Here is a 13,636-nt window from a genome sequence, read left to right as displayed (position 1 = left end):
CGGTTCCGGGCGGCGGTAGGTGAATGACGGATGGGCGGCGGTGAAAATTCCCGGCAAATTCCGCGGGGCAGGGATGGGGCGGCGAACCCGGCGGTGAACTTGCCAGATTGACCCGAAATGCGTTACCTTAATCAAAATTTCAGACGGCGTATGACCCAAGAGGAACGTTTTGCAAAAGTTATCGCCATGTTCGATGACTATAATCAGAAGGACCCTCACCTCGAATCCTGGCAAGGGCAGCAGGTTCCGAAGGAACTGTTGTATGCCCAACGGATGAGCGAGCGGCTGAAAAGCTATATGCCCGATGCCCCCGAATACCTGGTGCTGGCCGCCCGTTGCCAACACATCGGGCGATGGGAGATCCCACGGAACACCTACCCGATGGATCGCAAGGGCTACCTGCAATGGCGCAACCAACTCAAAGTGCACCACTGCAACATCGCCGACCGCATCATGCGCAGCTATGGCTACGACGATGAGACCATCCAAAAGGTGAAGTCCCTGCTGGCGAAAGAACAGCTCTTCCACCATCGTCCCGACACCCAGGCCCTGGAAGACGTGATCTGCCTGGTCTTTATCGAATTTTATCTCGAAGATTTTGCCACCAAACACGACGACGCGAAACTGGTGGAGATCCTGCGAAAGACCCTGCACAAAATGTCGGCAAAAGCCATCGAATCCGCCGGGAAGATCGCGGTCTCTGAACGGGTAGCCGGCCTCATCGGGCAGGCGGTTACCAAGAGTCTCTAAGCCTGCAGTTTTTTCTCCAGGTGGGTCAACAGGTTTTCGGTGGAGCGGTCCAGGATATCGAATACTTCCTGGAAGTTCCGCTCGGTCCCGTAATAAGGGTCCGGCACATCCTCGCCCGGAGCAGTAGGGTCAAAGTTGCGCATCATCGCCACCTTGTCGCGGTCGGCCGGGTTCTGCACGAGGCGCAGCACATTTTGATAGTTGCTGCGGTCCATCACGAAGATGTGATCAAAATCCAAAAAGTCCTGAGACGTGAACTGGCGGCCCAGGTGGTCGATGGCGATGCCATTCTTTTTGGCGTTGGCAATGGTGCGGGGATCGGGTGTATCGCCGATGTGATAGTTGGCTGTACCACACGACTCCACCAGGAAGTGCTGGTCCAGGTTCCTGCGGTGGACCTTATCCTTAAAAATGGCTTCCGCCAGGGGGGAGCGGCAAATATTGCCCAGGCAAACAAAAAGTACTTTCACTTTATTCATAGTCAAAAACAGCGCAAAAACCGGTTATTTCGGTAAATCATCCCAAAATAAACACCCGGGTGGTTACGAAAGAAACCGATGGGCTATTAATCGATGCATTAGTATACTTTTTAAGTAACCTTTTGATTTGAAAAGCCCCTCTCGCTCAGGAGGTGGCTTTTCTATTTTTAGGGCCTGGATTCTTTTTAGCTTTGTCTGAAACACAACCCGCTATGGAATTCATCATCGTCACTGAGCAATACGCTCCCGCTGTCGCCCTCATCCAACTCAACCGTCCCAAAGAACTCAACGCCCTCAACCGCCAGCTCATGGAGGAAGTGCGCGATGCGTTGAAGGGGTTGGATGCCAACGCAAACGTGAGGGCCATCATCATCACCGGCAATGAACAAGCCTTCGCCGCCGGGGCCGACATCAAACAAATGGCCGATATGTCGGCCATCGATATGTTGCTGATCGACCAGTTTAGCACGTGGGACCAGATCCGGAAAACGAAGAAGCCGGTCATCGCCGCGGTGTCGGGTTTTGCCCTCGGGGGTGGATGTGAATTTGCCATGACCTGCGACATGATCGTCGCTTCCGAAACGGCCACCTTCGGCCAGCCCGAGATCAAGATCGGCACGCTGCCGGGAGCGGGTGGCACACAACGTCTCACGCGCGCGGTGGGCAAAGCCAAAGCCATGGAGTTGATTTTGACCGGGCGCTTTATGCCGGCAGAAGAAGCCCTGACCCACGGGTTGATCAACAAGATCGTCCCGGTCGAAATGTATTTAAAAGAAGCCGTGGCGCTGGCCCAGGAAATTGCGCGCATGTCACCCGTGGCCGTGCAGTTGGCGAAAGAGGCCGTGAACCGTTCGTTCGAAACGTTGCTGGACGAGGGCCTGGCCTTCGAGCGCAAGAATTTCTACTTGTCGTTTGCCTCTGCCGATCAAAAAGAAGGCATGAAGGCGTTCATCGAAAAAAGGAAACCGAACTACACGGGCAAATAAAACCCTACCTAACCGTGACGCCTAGGCCTACCGAAACCGTGCTAAACTTTTGCAGGGTGTAGTCGCCTGAGAGGTAGATGGGGCCAAGATTCAAACGCATACCGGCGGTGACGCGGAAGCTGTTGTTCTTGAAACTCATCGCCACCGGATCGTTGATGGCCGGGGTGACCGGAGTAACAGGGAGGAATGCATAAGAGCCCTTCACATCGGCTGTGGTCTTCACGGCGTTGTAGCCCAATCCGCCATAAAAAGTAACCATGGCGAGTTTCTTCGAGATCAAGGCTTGCATCAGCCAGGCGTTCATGTTGTAGTGCAATTCTTGTGGCTTGGTAGCATCGCCCGAAGCCACATAGCCGGCAATGTTGGTGGAGCCTTTCAGGTTGGTGTAGCCCACCAACACGGAAAGATCGAAGGGAAGATGTTTGATCCCGGGGATGTGTTGTTTGATGTCGTGCAGAACACCGAAGCCAAGGTATTTCACTTTGGTGTCTCCGGCAGTCACTTCCGGCATCCACCGGATCTTCAGGTCGGTGCTCTTCACGATGCCGATACCCAATTGAACGGTGGGCGCCAGCGCGCCGCTGATCTTGAAATTATCTTTGAAGTCCAAGCCTTTCGGACCACTGAAGGTGACGCTTTGCCCTCCATAGGTCGAGGCATAGGTGGTGGACTCGCTTGGGCCAACCAGGGTCGGGGCATTGCCGCTGGTGGGAGAGACCAGCGTCGTGGTTTTTAGTCCCAACTCGGCAGGGCGGAAGTAGTTATTGGAAGAGGGAATGAAAACGCCGTTCACCGTAACACCCAAATCAAAACCCAGGGTTTTATGCGCTTTGGCCGTGGTAAACCAGCCGCCGTTGAAGCCATAGGATGCGGCCGTGATCATGGGCGAGAGATAGGCACTCATGAGCTTTCCGGCATCTTCGGGCCCGGCTTTCAGATAGTCGCCGATGTCGGTTTCGCTTTGGGCATAGCTGGAAACAGAGAAGGCTATGAACAGTAAGAAGAGAGAGCTCTTGCGTACAATTAGCATCATAAGGTGGTTTTTAAATTTAAAAATAAAGATTTTATAGATAGTGAGGGCCTTATGGGTTGAAATTTAAGTGTCTTCTTTGCCATGTCGTTGTCTGGGGTTCACCCCAAGTTGCCTATTTTTGACGCTGCATGATCATACTGTATAATCTCGTCCTTTTTGTGATGCGCGCCGGCTACAGCATAGCCGCCCTTTTTCATAACAAAGCCCGGGCATTTGTAACCGGAAGAAAAGACGTCTTTGTGAAACTAAGCGACAACTTTCGTCAAAACCACGCCAAGGTGGTTTGGGTGCACTGTGCATCGCTGGGTGAATTCGAGCAGGGCCGCCCCCTCATCGAGTCGTTAAAAAAAGAATATTCGCAAACAAAAATATTGCTCACCTTCTTCTCACCGTCGGGCTACGAGGTGCGCAAGCATTATGACCAGGCCGACTTCGTGTGTTACCTGCCGTGGGATTCTGCGGCGAACGCGGAGCGATTCATTTCCATCGTGAAACCGACGCTGGCCGTATTTGTGAAATATGAATTCTGGCATCACTATGCCAAAGCGTTGAAGCGACACCAGGTTCCATTGCTATCCATCTCGTCTATCTTTCGCGAGGAACAAATGTTCTTTAAGCCTTACGGCGGATTTTATCGCGGCATCTTAAAGAACTTCTCGTACTTCTTTGTGCAAAACGAAACATCGCTGCGCCTGTTGAAATCCATCGGTATCACCGCCTGCGCTGTAGCCGGCGACACGCGGTTCGATCGGGTCTATGCCATTGTGAAACAGGGCGGCGAAATTCCAGTTGCCAAACAGTTCAAAAGCGATCAGAAGACCTTCGTGGTGGGAAGTTGCTGGCCGGAAGATTTCGAAGTGCTGGCACCCCTCATCAACGAGAACCGTGTCAAGTTCATCATCGCCCCGCACGAGATCACGGAGACCTTTATGACGGCGATGGAAAATTCCCTGCAAGTAAAGTCCATCCGGTTTTCGCAGGCGGCCGGCAAGTCCCTGGAGGACTACCAGGTGCTCATCATCGACAACATCGGCATGCTTTCGCGGTTGTATCGCTATGGTGAATTTGCCTTTATCGGCGGTGCCTATGGCAAGGGGCTGCACAACATCCTGGAGGCCGCATGCTATGGCGTGCCCATCTTCTTTGGCAACAAAGATTATGAGAAATACCAGGAGGCGGTGGACCTCATCAACCGCGGCGGTGCGTTCGAAGTGCGCGACTATACCGACCTGAAAGCCAAATACGAGATGCTGAACTCGCCCGAGACCTTTTTGTTGGCCTGCGATGTGACGCGTCTCTACGTTGAAGAAAACCTGGGCGCTACCGAAAAGATCATGCACTATTGCCGAACTTTACTGGTATGATAGAAGGCCTGGTCCTGCGCTCTACCGGTTCATTCTACGAGGTGCTTGGCCCCGATGGAAAAATACACACCTGCCGGGTGCGGGGAAAGATCCGGCTGGAAGGCATCAAAGAAACCAACCCGGTGGCTGTGGGCGACCGTGTGTCGGTGGACCTGGAACACAACATCGGCTCCATCACGGCCATCCTCGAACGCAAGAATCACATCCTTCGACAGTCCGTCAAGAAAACGGGACACTCGCATGTGCTGGCGGCCAACGTGGATCAGGCGTTGCTGGTCGTGACGTTGACCTTCCCCCGAACATCGCTCGGATTTATCGATCGCTTCCTGGTGAGCGCCGAATCGTTTCGCATCCCGCAGGTCATTTTGTTCAATAAGAAAGACATGCTGGATGAGGAGGGGAAACAAAACGTGCAGGAGCTTATGGAGTTGTATACCGGCATTGGCGTAGCCTGTTTTTCGATCTCGGCGTTGCATGAAGACCAGGACGTACTTTGGGATATCCTTCGTGATAAGGTGACGTTGATCGCCGGCCATTCCGGTGTTGGAAAATCAACCTTGCTGAACAAGATCGCCCCGCACATCAAACAAACCGTTGGCGACGTGTCGGACTTCTCCTCCAAAGGAACTCACACCACCACCTTTGCTGAAATGTTCGCGCTCGATGAGAAGACCTATGTCATCGACACTCCCGGCATAAAGGAGTGGGGTTTGGTGGACATGAATGCCCAGGAGATCTCGGACTATTTTCCGGAGATGCGCGAGGTTCGGCTGGAGTGTAAATTCGGCGCACGCTGCATCCATGTGAACGAACCGCAATGCGCCGTCGTCGACGCCATACGGGCAGGGGAGATCGCGCTGAGCCGCTATGAAAATTATCTGAGCATGGTATTGGGACAAGATAACCGGAGATAAGCTGCGATGTTTTTCCAAAAACAGCAGGCCAAATGAAATACACCGTAAACGACACAGAACTTTCGTATGAAGTCACCGGCCCACGCGCCTGGGGCGACGAACGGGTCTTGTTGAATGATGCGGTCGACCTCACGGCAGCAACACCCTGGAGCGCTACAGGTTTTTCGATCGAACAACTTTTTGATGCGGCAACCTACTCCACGTTCATGTACAACACGCGCAGGTTGCTGCTGAAAAGCTGGCACGAAGGCGGGCTTTCCGTGGACGATGATTTTGATTTGGAACAATATCATACACAGGTCCGCGATTTCGAAGAACACCTGAAAGCCATTGAAAGAACCAAGCTGCTTTCCACAAAAGATTTCCCCGTGCCGGTGCGCATGGTGGAGGATCGCATCTCGGAGCTGTGCCAAGTTGCGTTGGTAGCGAAGAATCCATTCGACGGCCAATCCATTTTTCACTTTCGTGTGATCCGTCCCCGGCAAGCCGACAACAATCCCTTGCACCGCGATGTTTGGCTCGACGACTATGATGACTGCATCAATCTCTATATCCCAGTCGCCGGCAGCAACGCGCAGTCGTCGCTCATCCTGATCCCGGGAAGCCACCGGTGGCCGGAGTCCCGCATTGAAAAGACAGTGGAGGGAGCGGTGATCAACGGCGTGCGGTTCAATGTGCCTGGCGTGACCGACATCCGCGGTCCTTACCAGGTCACGCGGCCCGACCCGGGCGTCAATGAAGTGCTCATGTTTTCGCCCTATCTCATTCACGGCGGGGCCATCAACCTAAACCAGGATCAAACCCGAATTTCCATCGAAATGCGTTTGTGGAAACGCTAGTAGCGCCACCGTTGATAGAATAGGCGCAATTTCGCGAGGGGTAGTTTTGATTTCATCAGTCCCAGCAGAAGCCGATCTGATTTTGATGGCGATTCCAAAGTCGTCAACAGGTTGTAGAAAAGTTTTGCCTCTTTATGGTTCTCCGAAAACACGGATTGCCGCAACTCGTAACGCACCCGTTTCAACAAAGCCTGTTTGTCACCCGCATCACGGTTTAAGTGTTGCGCTTTCTCGCAGACGAGGTAGGTCGAGTGCAGTTGAGGATCGCCTCGTTTGTACCATCCCGAAGAGAGTGACTGGTGTTTGCGCCGGACGTTGGTTAACCGGTCGGGGAAGAACGCGTATTTGTATTGTCGCGCAGAACGTACCCAAAAATCAAAATCTTCATACGCCAGCGTTTCGTCATAACCCTGCAGTTCGTCAAACACTTTTTTACGAACCAACATGGTGGGGGAGGCGATGAAATAGGTGCTCAGTACATCGCGGTAGACATCGCCTTGGGGAATGTCCGCCAGCAATTTTTTGGCAAAGAGATAATCGTAATGTTGGCGAAACACCTGGCCCTGGGTGTCGATATAATTGGCATCGGTGAAGACCACGCCATAGGTGGAGTCGAGTTGTGAAAAAAGCTGGAGTTGTTTTTCGATGCGTTCGGGAAGCATTACGTCGTCGGTGGCGAAGTCGACCACGTATTCGCCGGTGGCCAGGCGCAGGCCTTGGTTGAAGGCTTTGCAGTTGCCCAGGTTTTGAGGCAGGGCCAACAGTTGAATGTTGGGATGTTGCGCGAGGATGCGACGGATCACCTCGATGCTGTTGTCGGTACTGGCGTCGTCCACGACGATGACCTGGAGGTTTGGGTAAGTTTGATCGAAGACCGACTTCAGGGCTTCTTCCACGAAGGCGGCGTGGTTGTAGCAGAGGCAGATAATGGTAACCAATGGCCTTTCCATCACGAGAAAGTTTTCTCGAACGTGAGCTTCGGCGTGGGAATGCCGCCCAAACGCATTTTAAAATCCAGCAGGCCGAAGTTCGGTCTGCCTTCCACGGCCGATGTCCCCAGATCCAATAGCGTGAGGTTGTATAGCGTACAATACGAATACAAGCCTTCGATGAGGAATACTACCGGGCTGAGATGGTCATAAGCGCTGTCGTGAGCCGAATAGAAATTATACAACACGCGATCATTGACCACGATGGAAATTCCGGCTGCCACGAGTTGATCGTCCTGGTAAACGCCAAACAAAAGATAGCGTTCGGGAAATCTTTCGGCCACGCGTCGGATTTCTTCCAGGGTCATGGAAAGTGAATAGCCTTTTTGGTTTCGGCTGGCCAGTATGAAGTGGTAGATCGTGTCCAGGTTGTCGAGTGTCAGTTGGCGGCATTCCAGGGCGGAGGCCAGGGCTTGTTTGAGTTTCCGTTTTTCCCATGGGTCGAGGTGTTCTTCAAATTTCCCGATCACCGGAATGGTCGCACCCGTCTCCGCGTGGGTCGCGCGATAACCAAGGTTTAGGAGGAATGTTTGAAGCAGGGCTTCGCGGCGGGGAGCATAGGAAGCAGGCGAATGTTTGATCACCACCTTGCGAACACCTGCCTTCCTGATCTCGCCTTCGACAAACAAAAGAAATTCAAATAAAACCTGGGAGGACAGATCGTCTGCACAGTCCACTGAACCAAAAGGCGCACGCCACGGGCTTTGTGCAACATTTTCTTCCACATAAAAATGAATGCCTGCCACGGCCTTTTTTTCTTTTACTTGGATCACAAAAAAAGAATGCCAGCCCGACGGCGATTGCAGCAGCCGGTAGGGTGCGGTGTTGAATAGCGATTCATCAAAATCGAGGCTGATGTCTGCGGGTAGCGGGCCGTTGTGAAAAATGAAATCTCCCAATTAATACGGTATTCCTAGGCGTTTATAAATAAAATGCATGAGCCACGCCGGTCCGATGAGCAGGAATTGTATGTCTTTCAAAAAGGAGGGCTTTTTGCCTTCCACTTTGTGGCCGTAGAACTGACCAACCCAGGCCACAAAGAAAATGACCAGGCTCACCATCCACAGCGGCGCAAAGTCGGCGCGCACAATTAACTGGATCACGAACAGGCACAACAACCCAAACAGGGCCATGCCAATGCTCAAAGGTATGGAAAGCGTCACATAATACAGAAGCACCAGTACCAGGACCACCCCAGCCCAATTCGCATACGGGTTGCCCCACCCCAACACCGACTGCACGGCCTGCGAGGGGATGGAGGCGATGAGCCCCACGACGCTCAAAAAGATCAGGGGTACACAGATCCAGTGAATGGTCTTGTTGGTGACGTCCTGGTGGCTTTCGCCGTACTCGTTCAAAAGCAAGTCGATCTTGCGCATAACTTTTGGGGTTTGTCACACCAATTTACGCCAATGCTGGGTTTTTTCAAACGATTGCGGACTAGGCAACGACCTTCGTTTTCACGCTCGCCCACTTCTTGATTTGCCAGTGGATCCGGCCCGTGGTGAGGTGTTTTCCCTCCACGTCGTGAATTTTCACTTCGCAGGTAACGACAACGGCCTCTTGTTCGTTGAGAGGGGCGGTGATGTGCTGGGCGATCCACTCGGGTGTTAAAGCAAACTCGGCCACGGCGTCCATCTTGCCCTGGTAGTGATATTCCATTTCCAGGCGCTGCATGATGACGCGATAGGTGTCGAAGCCCAGCCGCGAGATGAGCAGAAAACCGGTGGCATATTCCGACAGCGTGGCCAGCGCGCAGGCGTGAAGCCCGCGGATGTGATTAAAATTTTTCCGCTTGTAGGGGATGCTGATCCGGACGCGGTAATCTTCAATGAGCGTGACCGTGAACGCATGGGGCTTGTTGAAAGGGATCATGCGGAGCAGGCCTTGGTTGAGGACCCACAGGTGAAAAGACGAACGTTTTGCGCGCTCCAGGTATTTGCTGATGTTCATATGCGAAAAAATTGACCTCGGAAGTTAGCTGAAAAATATATTCCTTTAATAACCCTTTCTGTCATGAAGAAGCCCTTTCTGTTGTTCCTGCTGTTGGCCCTCGCCATGCCGCTCTGTGCGCAAGTGGAGGCATTGGAACAGCAGCTAAAGGACATGCCCCGCGACACGCAACGGGTGAATTTGCTGAACCGCCTGGCCCGGTTGCACTACAACACGGCCCCGGAGCGCACCCGCTATTTCTCAGGACGGGCCCTAACCTTAGCCGACTCAATTCACTACACAAGGGGTTTGGCGGAGGCCTATAAAAACGAAAGCCTGCTGTTTCGCTTGAAGGGGGAAAATGCACGCGAGCTGGAGACCTTGCTGCGCGCGTTGCAATTGTTCCAATCGCTCAACGATTCGCTCAGCATCGCACAAACCTACACCGACATGGGCGCGGCCCATCACCAGGAAGGCGACTTCAAAGCCGCCCGCGATCAATACATGAAGGCCCTCGACATGCAACGGGCCTTCCACAACAAGGAAGGCATCGCGCTGACGCTTCGCAAAATCGGCGTCCTGGAAATGGACATGGAAAATTATGCCCAGGGCCTGGAGGCGTTCGACCTGGCCCTGAAGCTGGAACGCGAAAACCACAACCCCGAGGGCATCGCCAACTTGCTCAATAATTTGGGCGTGGCCTATTATGAAAAGGGCGATTACGCCAAGGCATTGCAATATTATGACTCCTCGCTGACGCTGTTTCGCGAAACGAACAACATGAACCGGCTGCCGGCAGCCTATCACAACCAGGCCCGCGTGTATCTGGCGCAAGGCAATGTGGAGCGGTCCCTGCAACTGGCCAGCCTGGGCCTGCCCATTGCCGAGCAAACCGACAACCGCATGGCGTTGCTGGAGTCGTACCAACTACACACCGACATTTATGCGGCCCGCCAGGACTACAAAAAAGCATTCGACTACCTGCAACGCAGCGAAGTGTTGAAAGACTCCCTCGTCGGCGCCCGAAGCCGGATCCGCTATGCGCAATTGAAAACCCTGATCGAAACCGAGCGCAAAGAGCAGGAGATCGACTTCCTGAAACAAGAGCGCGCCTGGACCCTGTTCCGGCAAAAGATCACTTACGCTGGCCTGGCGTTGGCGTTATTTGTGGGGGGCATCGTCATCTACTATCAACGCAACACGATCCGCACCAAGAAAGAGCTGCTTAAGAAAAACGACCAGGTGCATGCTGCGCGGCAAGCGTTGCTCACGCTGGAGCTGGAGAATAAGAAGCTGCAGGAAGGCCAACTGCAACGCGACCTGGAGTTTCGCCACAAAGAGCTGCTCACCTACACGCTCAATCTCGTGCAGAAAAATACCATCATGGAAAACCTTCGCGAAGGGATCCACGAACTGTTGAGCACCAGCGACAAGAATTCCAAAGCCAAGATCTCCAAACTCATCAAGGTGATCGACTACAGCCTGGAGATGGAGAAGGATTGGGATGAATTCAAGATGTATTTCGAGAAGGTGCACTCTTCTTTTTTCGAGCGCCTCAAACAGCAATACCCCGACCTAAGCCAGAGCGACCTGAAGCTTTGCTCGCTCATCAGCCTCAACCTGAGCATGAAGGAGATGGCGGAGTTGATGGGCATTTCGCCCGAGAGCGTGAAGATGGCCCGGCACCGGTTGCGCAAAAAGCTGAATATTCCCACCGAAGAGAACCTGGCTGATTTTGTGGCTTCCTTTAAAAATAGCTGAACATCAATTACTTGTAAATTCTGTAAACCAATTGTATACGACCTTTTCTCAGGGCAACGCCAACTTTCTTTGCGGTCATCCAGTAGAAGGATGCAGAAACTAAATCCCTTTCAACCAATCTTATTTCTGTTATGACCGAAAGACAAATTCTTCTCGTAAAGAACTCGTGGAGTTATGTGGTGATCAACTCACAGGAAGCCGGCGAACTCTTCTACAGCCGCCTCTTTGAAGTGGCGCCCGCGGTGAGGTCCATGTTTAAACACGATCAAAAAGACCAGGCCCGTAAGCTCATGAACATGGTGACCCTCGTGGTGACCAAACTTCAAAAGCTGGACGACATCATGAACGAAGTGAAGCTGCTGGCCCAGCGTCACGGAAAATATGGAGCGCAACCCGAGCACTATAAGGTGGTGGGCGAATGCCTGCTATGGACGCTCGAGCAAGGCCTGGGTGACAAATGGAACCCGGAACTGCAAGAAGCCTGGACGACGGTGTACGTCACCCTGTCGTCGGCCATGATCAAAGGACAGTTGGCTGCGGCCTGACCTGGGTTCATTGCGGCCCACCCCGTCAGAAAAAAAGAATCTCTCGAAAAAAAACCTCTCTAAATAACCCTCCTAAGCCTGCACGGGAATTTTCCTGTACAGGCTTTTTATTGCTATGAAAAAGAAATTTAACTTCCTCGACCTCGTATTGATGCTTCCTGCCTTAATCGCATTAATTTACGGCATCATTTCAATTCACTAAGGCATGAAAAAAGTAATTGTACTCGGTGCCGGCCTCGTTGGAAAGGCCATGGCCATTGACCTTTCTAAAAACTTTGACGTTACCTCGGCCGACATCAATGAAGAGGCACTCGGCTTCGTGGCGCAACACGGCATCAAGACCCAAAAGGTGGACTTCACCAACCTAACCCAACTGGCTGCAGCCTTGCAGCCGTTCGATCTGGTGGTGGGTGCCGTGCCGGGATTTATGGGGCTGCAAACCGTGCGCACCGTGATCGAAGCCGGCAAAAACATCGCCGACATTTCCTTCTTCCCGGAAGATCCCTTTCAACTGGATGAACTGGCAAAAAAGAAAAACGTGACGGTGATAACGGACTGTGGTGTGGCACCCGGCATGGGAAACATCATCCTGGGCTATCACTATCACCGGATGAAGATCACCGACTATGAATGCCTGGTGGGAGGTCTGCCCGTGGTGCGGGAATGGCCCTATGAATACAAAGCCGTTTTTTCACCCATCGATGTCATCGAAGAATATATCCGCCCGGCCCGCTATGTGCAACAAGGTGCCGTGATCGTGAAGGAAGCCTTGTCGGATCCCGAACTGATCCATTTTGACGGCGTGGGCACGCTGGAGTCGTGGAACTCGGATGGACTCCGGTCGCTCATCAAGACCATGCCCGGCATCCCCAACATGATCGAGAAGACGCTGCGCTACCCCGGTTGCATCGAATACCTGCGCGTGTTGCGCGAATCCGGCTTTTTCTCCTATGAACCCGTCGACATCAAGGGCGTGAAAGTTCGCCCGATCGACGTGACGGCCAAATTACTTTTCCCCAAATGGAAATTGAAACCCGGCGAGGAGGAGTTCACCGTGATGCGTATCCGCATCGTGGGCGAGGAGAACGGAAAGCCGAAAACCTATCAATATAATTTACTCGACCGCACCGACAAGGCCACAAACACCTTGTCGATGGCGCGCACCACCGGCTACACCTGCACTGCGGCGTTGAACCTGATTGCTAACGGCACGTTCGACCGCAAGGGCATCTGTCCTCCGGAATATGTTGGCGAGAAAGAAGAGAATTTCCAGTTTGTCGTAAACTACCTGAAAGACCGTGGCGTGCACTACGGCATTCAGCAGCAGTAAGCCCCAAGTGAAAAGACTTGTCTGTGCACACGTCTTTTTGAACGGAAGAGCTGATGAATAACCGCGGACTTTGGGCCTAGTCTATGCACACATTTATCTATGGGAAAGGCGAGGTTGTGGTTGCATGGTCACTGTTATTCAGCTCCTCATAAGGTACCATTGGCTTAGCTCCACACGAACTGGCAGAAAAAAAATGCACTCAAGCCCGTAGGGCTTCCCCATCATAACGCCCGGTGCAACCGGGCGAAAGGCGACTAGATATAAACAACCCCAGCGGGGTTACCCTTCGGGTGGGTTCTCCTTAAAGATCCGATTCACACCATTACGGTTCAGAATCTCCATCTAGTCGTCCTCAGCATACCACACCCCGAACGTTCGATGAACCCCACACAATTTGCCGCCCTAGAACACTCATACTAATATAGATTTGCGACTACGAATTGGATTCCCCCACTAAAGGTAACCCTTACAGGGTTGAGATATGTGGATTCGCTTCGCCCGGTTGCACCGGGCGTTATGATGGGGAAGCCCTACGGGCTTATTTAGTTCAACGTCTTGAATTCGCCCTTTTCCAAAGAAAGTTAAATCACGATAATGTGTGTATAGACTAGGACTTTAGGCCAGGGCTAAGGCAATACTTCATTTCAGTTCGCTAGTCGGCGGACTGACCACGCCGATAGAAGATCGGCAGGCGACTACACATACAGAGGGAAA

14 protein-coding genes are annotated in these 13,636 nt (G+C 52.7%); 8 read left to right on the top strand and 6 right to left on the bottom strand.

Annotated features, from left to right (window positions below; genetic code table 11):
* Window positions 1-150 precede the first annotated feature (150 nt).
* The gene (locus tag BUB30_RS18715) at window positions 151-750 is read left to right on the top strand and encodes a DUF4202 domain-containing protein (RefSeq protein WP_073136842.1); all 600 of its coding nucleotides are present in this window, start codon (window positions 151-153) and stop codon (window positions 748-750) included.
* On the opposite strand, the gene BUB30_RS18710 is transcribed toward BUB30_RS18715, so the two are convergent.
* A complete protein-coding gene (locus tag BUB30_RS18710) occupies window positions 747-1,229 on the bottom strand; it encodes a low molecular weight protein-tyrosine-phosphatase (RefSeq protein ID WP_073136840.1) in 483 nt (160 codons plus the stop codon). The genes BUB30_RS18715 and BUB30_RS18710 overlap by 4 nt on opposite strands.
* 212 nt (window positions 1,230-1,441) lie before the next feature.
* On the opposite strand from BUB30_RS18710, the gene BUB30_RS18705 reads away from it, so the two are divergent.
* Window positions 1,442-2,215: an enoyl-CoA hydratase-related protein gene (locus BUB30_RS18705; RefSeq protein WP_073136838.1), complete on the top strand. Its 774-nt coding sequence runs from the start codon at window positions 1,442-1,444 to the stop codon at window positions 2,213-2,215.
* A gap of 4 nt (window positions 2,216-2,219) precedes the next feature.
* Here BUB30_RS18705 and BUB30_RS18700 read toward each other — a convergent pair whose 3' ends face one another.
* On the bottom strand, window positions 2,220-3,248 hold the full coding sequence (locus BUB30_RS18700) for a DUF6588 family protein (RefSeq protein ID WP_073136836.1): 1,029 nt from the start codon (window positions 3,246-3,248) through the stop codon (window positions 2,220-2,222).
* A gap of 128 nt (window positions 3,249-3,376) precedes the next feature.
* Between BUB30_RS18700 and BUB30_RS18695 the strand changes: the two genes are divergently transcribed.
* The 3 genes from BUB30_RS18695 to BUB30_RS18685 are packed head-to-tail and all read left to right on the top strand — an operon-like array spanning window position 3,377 to window position 6,365.
* A complete protein-coding gene (locus BUB30_RS18695; RefSeq protein ID WP_073136834.1) occupies window positions 3,377-4,612 on the top strand; it encodes a 3-deoxy-D-manno-octulosonic acid transferase in 1,236 nt (411 codons plus the stop codon).
* The gene (gene rsgA / locus BUB30_RS18690) at window positions 4,609-5,526 is read left to right on the top strand and encodes a ribosome small subunit-dependent GTPase A (protein ID WP_073136832.1); all 918 of its coding nucleotides are present in this window, start codon (window positions 4,609-4,611) and stop codon (window positions 5,524-5,526) included. Before BUB30_RS18695 ends, rsgA begins: the two co-directional genes overlap by 4 nt.
* A 32-nt stretch (window positions 5,527-5,558) precedes the next feature.
* Window positions 5,559-6,365 (top strand): phytanoyl-CoA dioxygenase family protein, encoded by an 807-nt coding sequence (locus tag BUB30_RS18685; protein ID WP_073136830.1) that lies wholly within the window; start codon window positions 5,559-5,561, stop codon window positions 6,363-6,365.
* Here BUB30_RS18685 and BUB30_RS18680 read toward each other — a convergent pair.
* From BUB30_RS18680 to BUB30_RS18665, 4 genes are all read right to left on the bottom strand, one after another.
* Complete coding sequence (locus BUB30_RS18680; RefSeq protein WP_073136829.1) at window positions 6,362-7,315, bottom strand: glycosyltransferase family 2 protein; 954 nt, start codon at window positions 7,313-7,315, stop codon at window positions 6,362-6,364. The two genes, BUB30_RS18685 and BUB30_RS18680, sit on opposite strands and share 4 nt — an antisense overlap.
* On the bottom strand, window positions 7,315-8,253 hold the full coding sequence (locus tag BUB30_RS18675) for a GNAT family N-acetyltransferase (protein WP_073136827.1): 939 nt from the start codon (window positions 8,251-8,253) through the stop codon (window positions 7,315-7,317). Before BUB30_RS18675 ends, BUB30_RS18680 begins: the two co-directional genes overlap by 1 nt.
* Window positions 8,254-8,733: an Mpo1 family 2-hydroxy fatty acid dioxygenase gene (locus BUB30_RS18670; protein ID WP_073136825.1), complete on the bottom strand. Its 480-nt coding sequence runs from the start codon at window positions 8,731-8,733 to the stop codon at window positions 8,254-8,256.
* 61 nt (window positions 8,734-8,794) lie between these two features.
* Window positions 8,795-9,307 (bottom strand): DUF4442 domain-containing protein, encoded by a 513-nt coding sequence (locus BUB30_RS18665; RefSeq protein ID WP_073136823.1) that lies wholly within the window; start codon window positions 9,305-9,307, stop codon window positions 8,795-8,797.
* 63 nt (window positions 9,308-9,370) lie between these two features.
* Here BUB30_RS18665 and BUB30_RS18660 point away from each other — a divergent pair, with 63 nt between their 5' ends.
* From BUB30_RS18660 to BUB30_RS18650, 3 genes are all read left to right on the top strand, one after another.
* Entirely contained in the window at window positions 9,371-11,047 is a 1,677-nt protein-coding gene (locus BUB30_RS18660; protein ID WP_073136821.1) for a tetratricopeptide repeat protein, read from the top strand.
* 131 nt (window positions 11,048-11,178) lie between these two features.
* Window positions 11,179-11,592: a globin family protein gene (locus BUB30_RS18655; RefSeq protein WP_073136819.1), complete on the top strand. Its 414-nt coding sequence runs from the start codon at window positions 11,179-11,181 to the stop codon at window positions 11,590-11,592.
* A gap of 205 nt (window positions 11,593-11,797) precedes the next feature.
* On the top strand, window positions 11,798-12,922 hold the full coding sequence (locus BUB30_RS18650; protein ID WP_073136817.1) for a saccharopine dehydrogenase family protein: 1,125 nt from the start codon (window positions 11,798-11,800) through the stop codon (window positions 12,920-12,922).
* Window positions 12,923-13,636: the final 714 nt, after the last annotated feature.

The organism is Chryseolinea serpens, from assembly GCF_900129725.1.
GTDB lineage: Bacteria > Bacteroidota > Bacteroidia > Cytophagales > Cyclobacteriaceae > Chryseolinea > Chryseolinea serpens.
This window is presented reverse-complemented; position numbering and strand designations above follow the sequence as displayed.

Bases quoted from the DNA above. Each gene is read 5' to 3' on its own strand.
- BUB30_RS18715 (WP_073136842.1), top strand. From the start codon at position 151: ATGACCCAAGAGGAACGTTTTGCAAAAGTTATCGCCATGTTCGATGAC.
- BUB30_RS18710 (WP_073136840.1), bottom strand. From the start codon at position 1,229: ATGAATAAAGTGAAAGTACTTTTTGTTTGCCTGGGCAATATTTGCCGC.
- BUB30_RS18705 (WP_073136838.1), top strand. From the start codon at position 1,442: ATGGAATTCATCATCGTCACTGAGCAATACGCTCCCGCTGTCGCCCTC.
- BUB30_RS18700 (WP_073136836.1), bottom strand. From the start codon at position 3,248: ATGATGCTAATTGTACGCAAGAGCTCTCTCTTCTTACTGTTCATAGCC.
- BUB30_RS18695 (WP_073136834.1), top strand. From the start codon at position 3,377: ATGATCATACTGTATAATCTCGTCCTTTTTGTGATGCGCGCCGGCTAC.
- rsgA (WP_073136832.1), top strand. From the start codon at position 4,609: ATGATAGAAGGCCTGGTCCTGCGCTCTACCGGTTCATTCTACGAGGTG.
- BUB30_RS18685 (WP_073136830.1), top strand. From the start codon at position 5,559: ATGAAATACACCGTAAACGACACAGAACTTTCGTATGAAGTCACCGGC.
- BUB30_RS18680 (WP_073136829.1), bottom strand. From the start codon at position 7,315: ATGGAAAGGCCATTGGTTACCATTATCTGCCTCTGCTACAACCACGCC.
- BUB30_RS18670 (WP_073136825.1), bottom strand. From the start codon at position 8,733: ATGCGCAAGATCGACTTGCTTTTGAACGAGTACGGCGAAAGCCACCAG.
- BUB30_RS18665 (WP_073136823.1), bottom strand. From the start codon at position 9,307: ATGAACATCAGCAAATACCTGGAGCGCGCAAAACGTTCGTCTTTTCAC.
- BUB30_RS18660 (WP_073136821.1), top strand. From the start codon at position 9,371: ATGAAGAAGCCCTTTCTGTTGTTCCTGCTGTTGGCCCTCGCCATGCCG.
- BUB30_RS18655 (WP_073136819.1), top strand. From the start codon at position 11,179: ATGACCGAAAGACAAATTCTTCTCGTAAAGAACTCGTGGAGTTATGTG.
- BUB30_RS18650 (WP_073136817.1), top strand. From the start codon at position 11,798: ATGAAAAAAGTAATTGTACTCGGTGCCGGCCTCGTTGGAAAGGCCATG.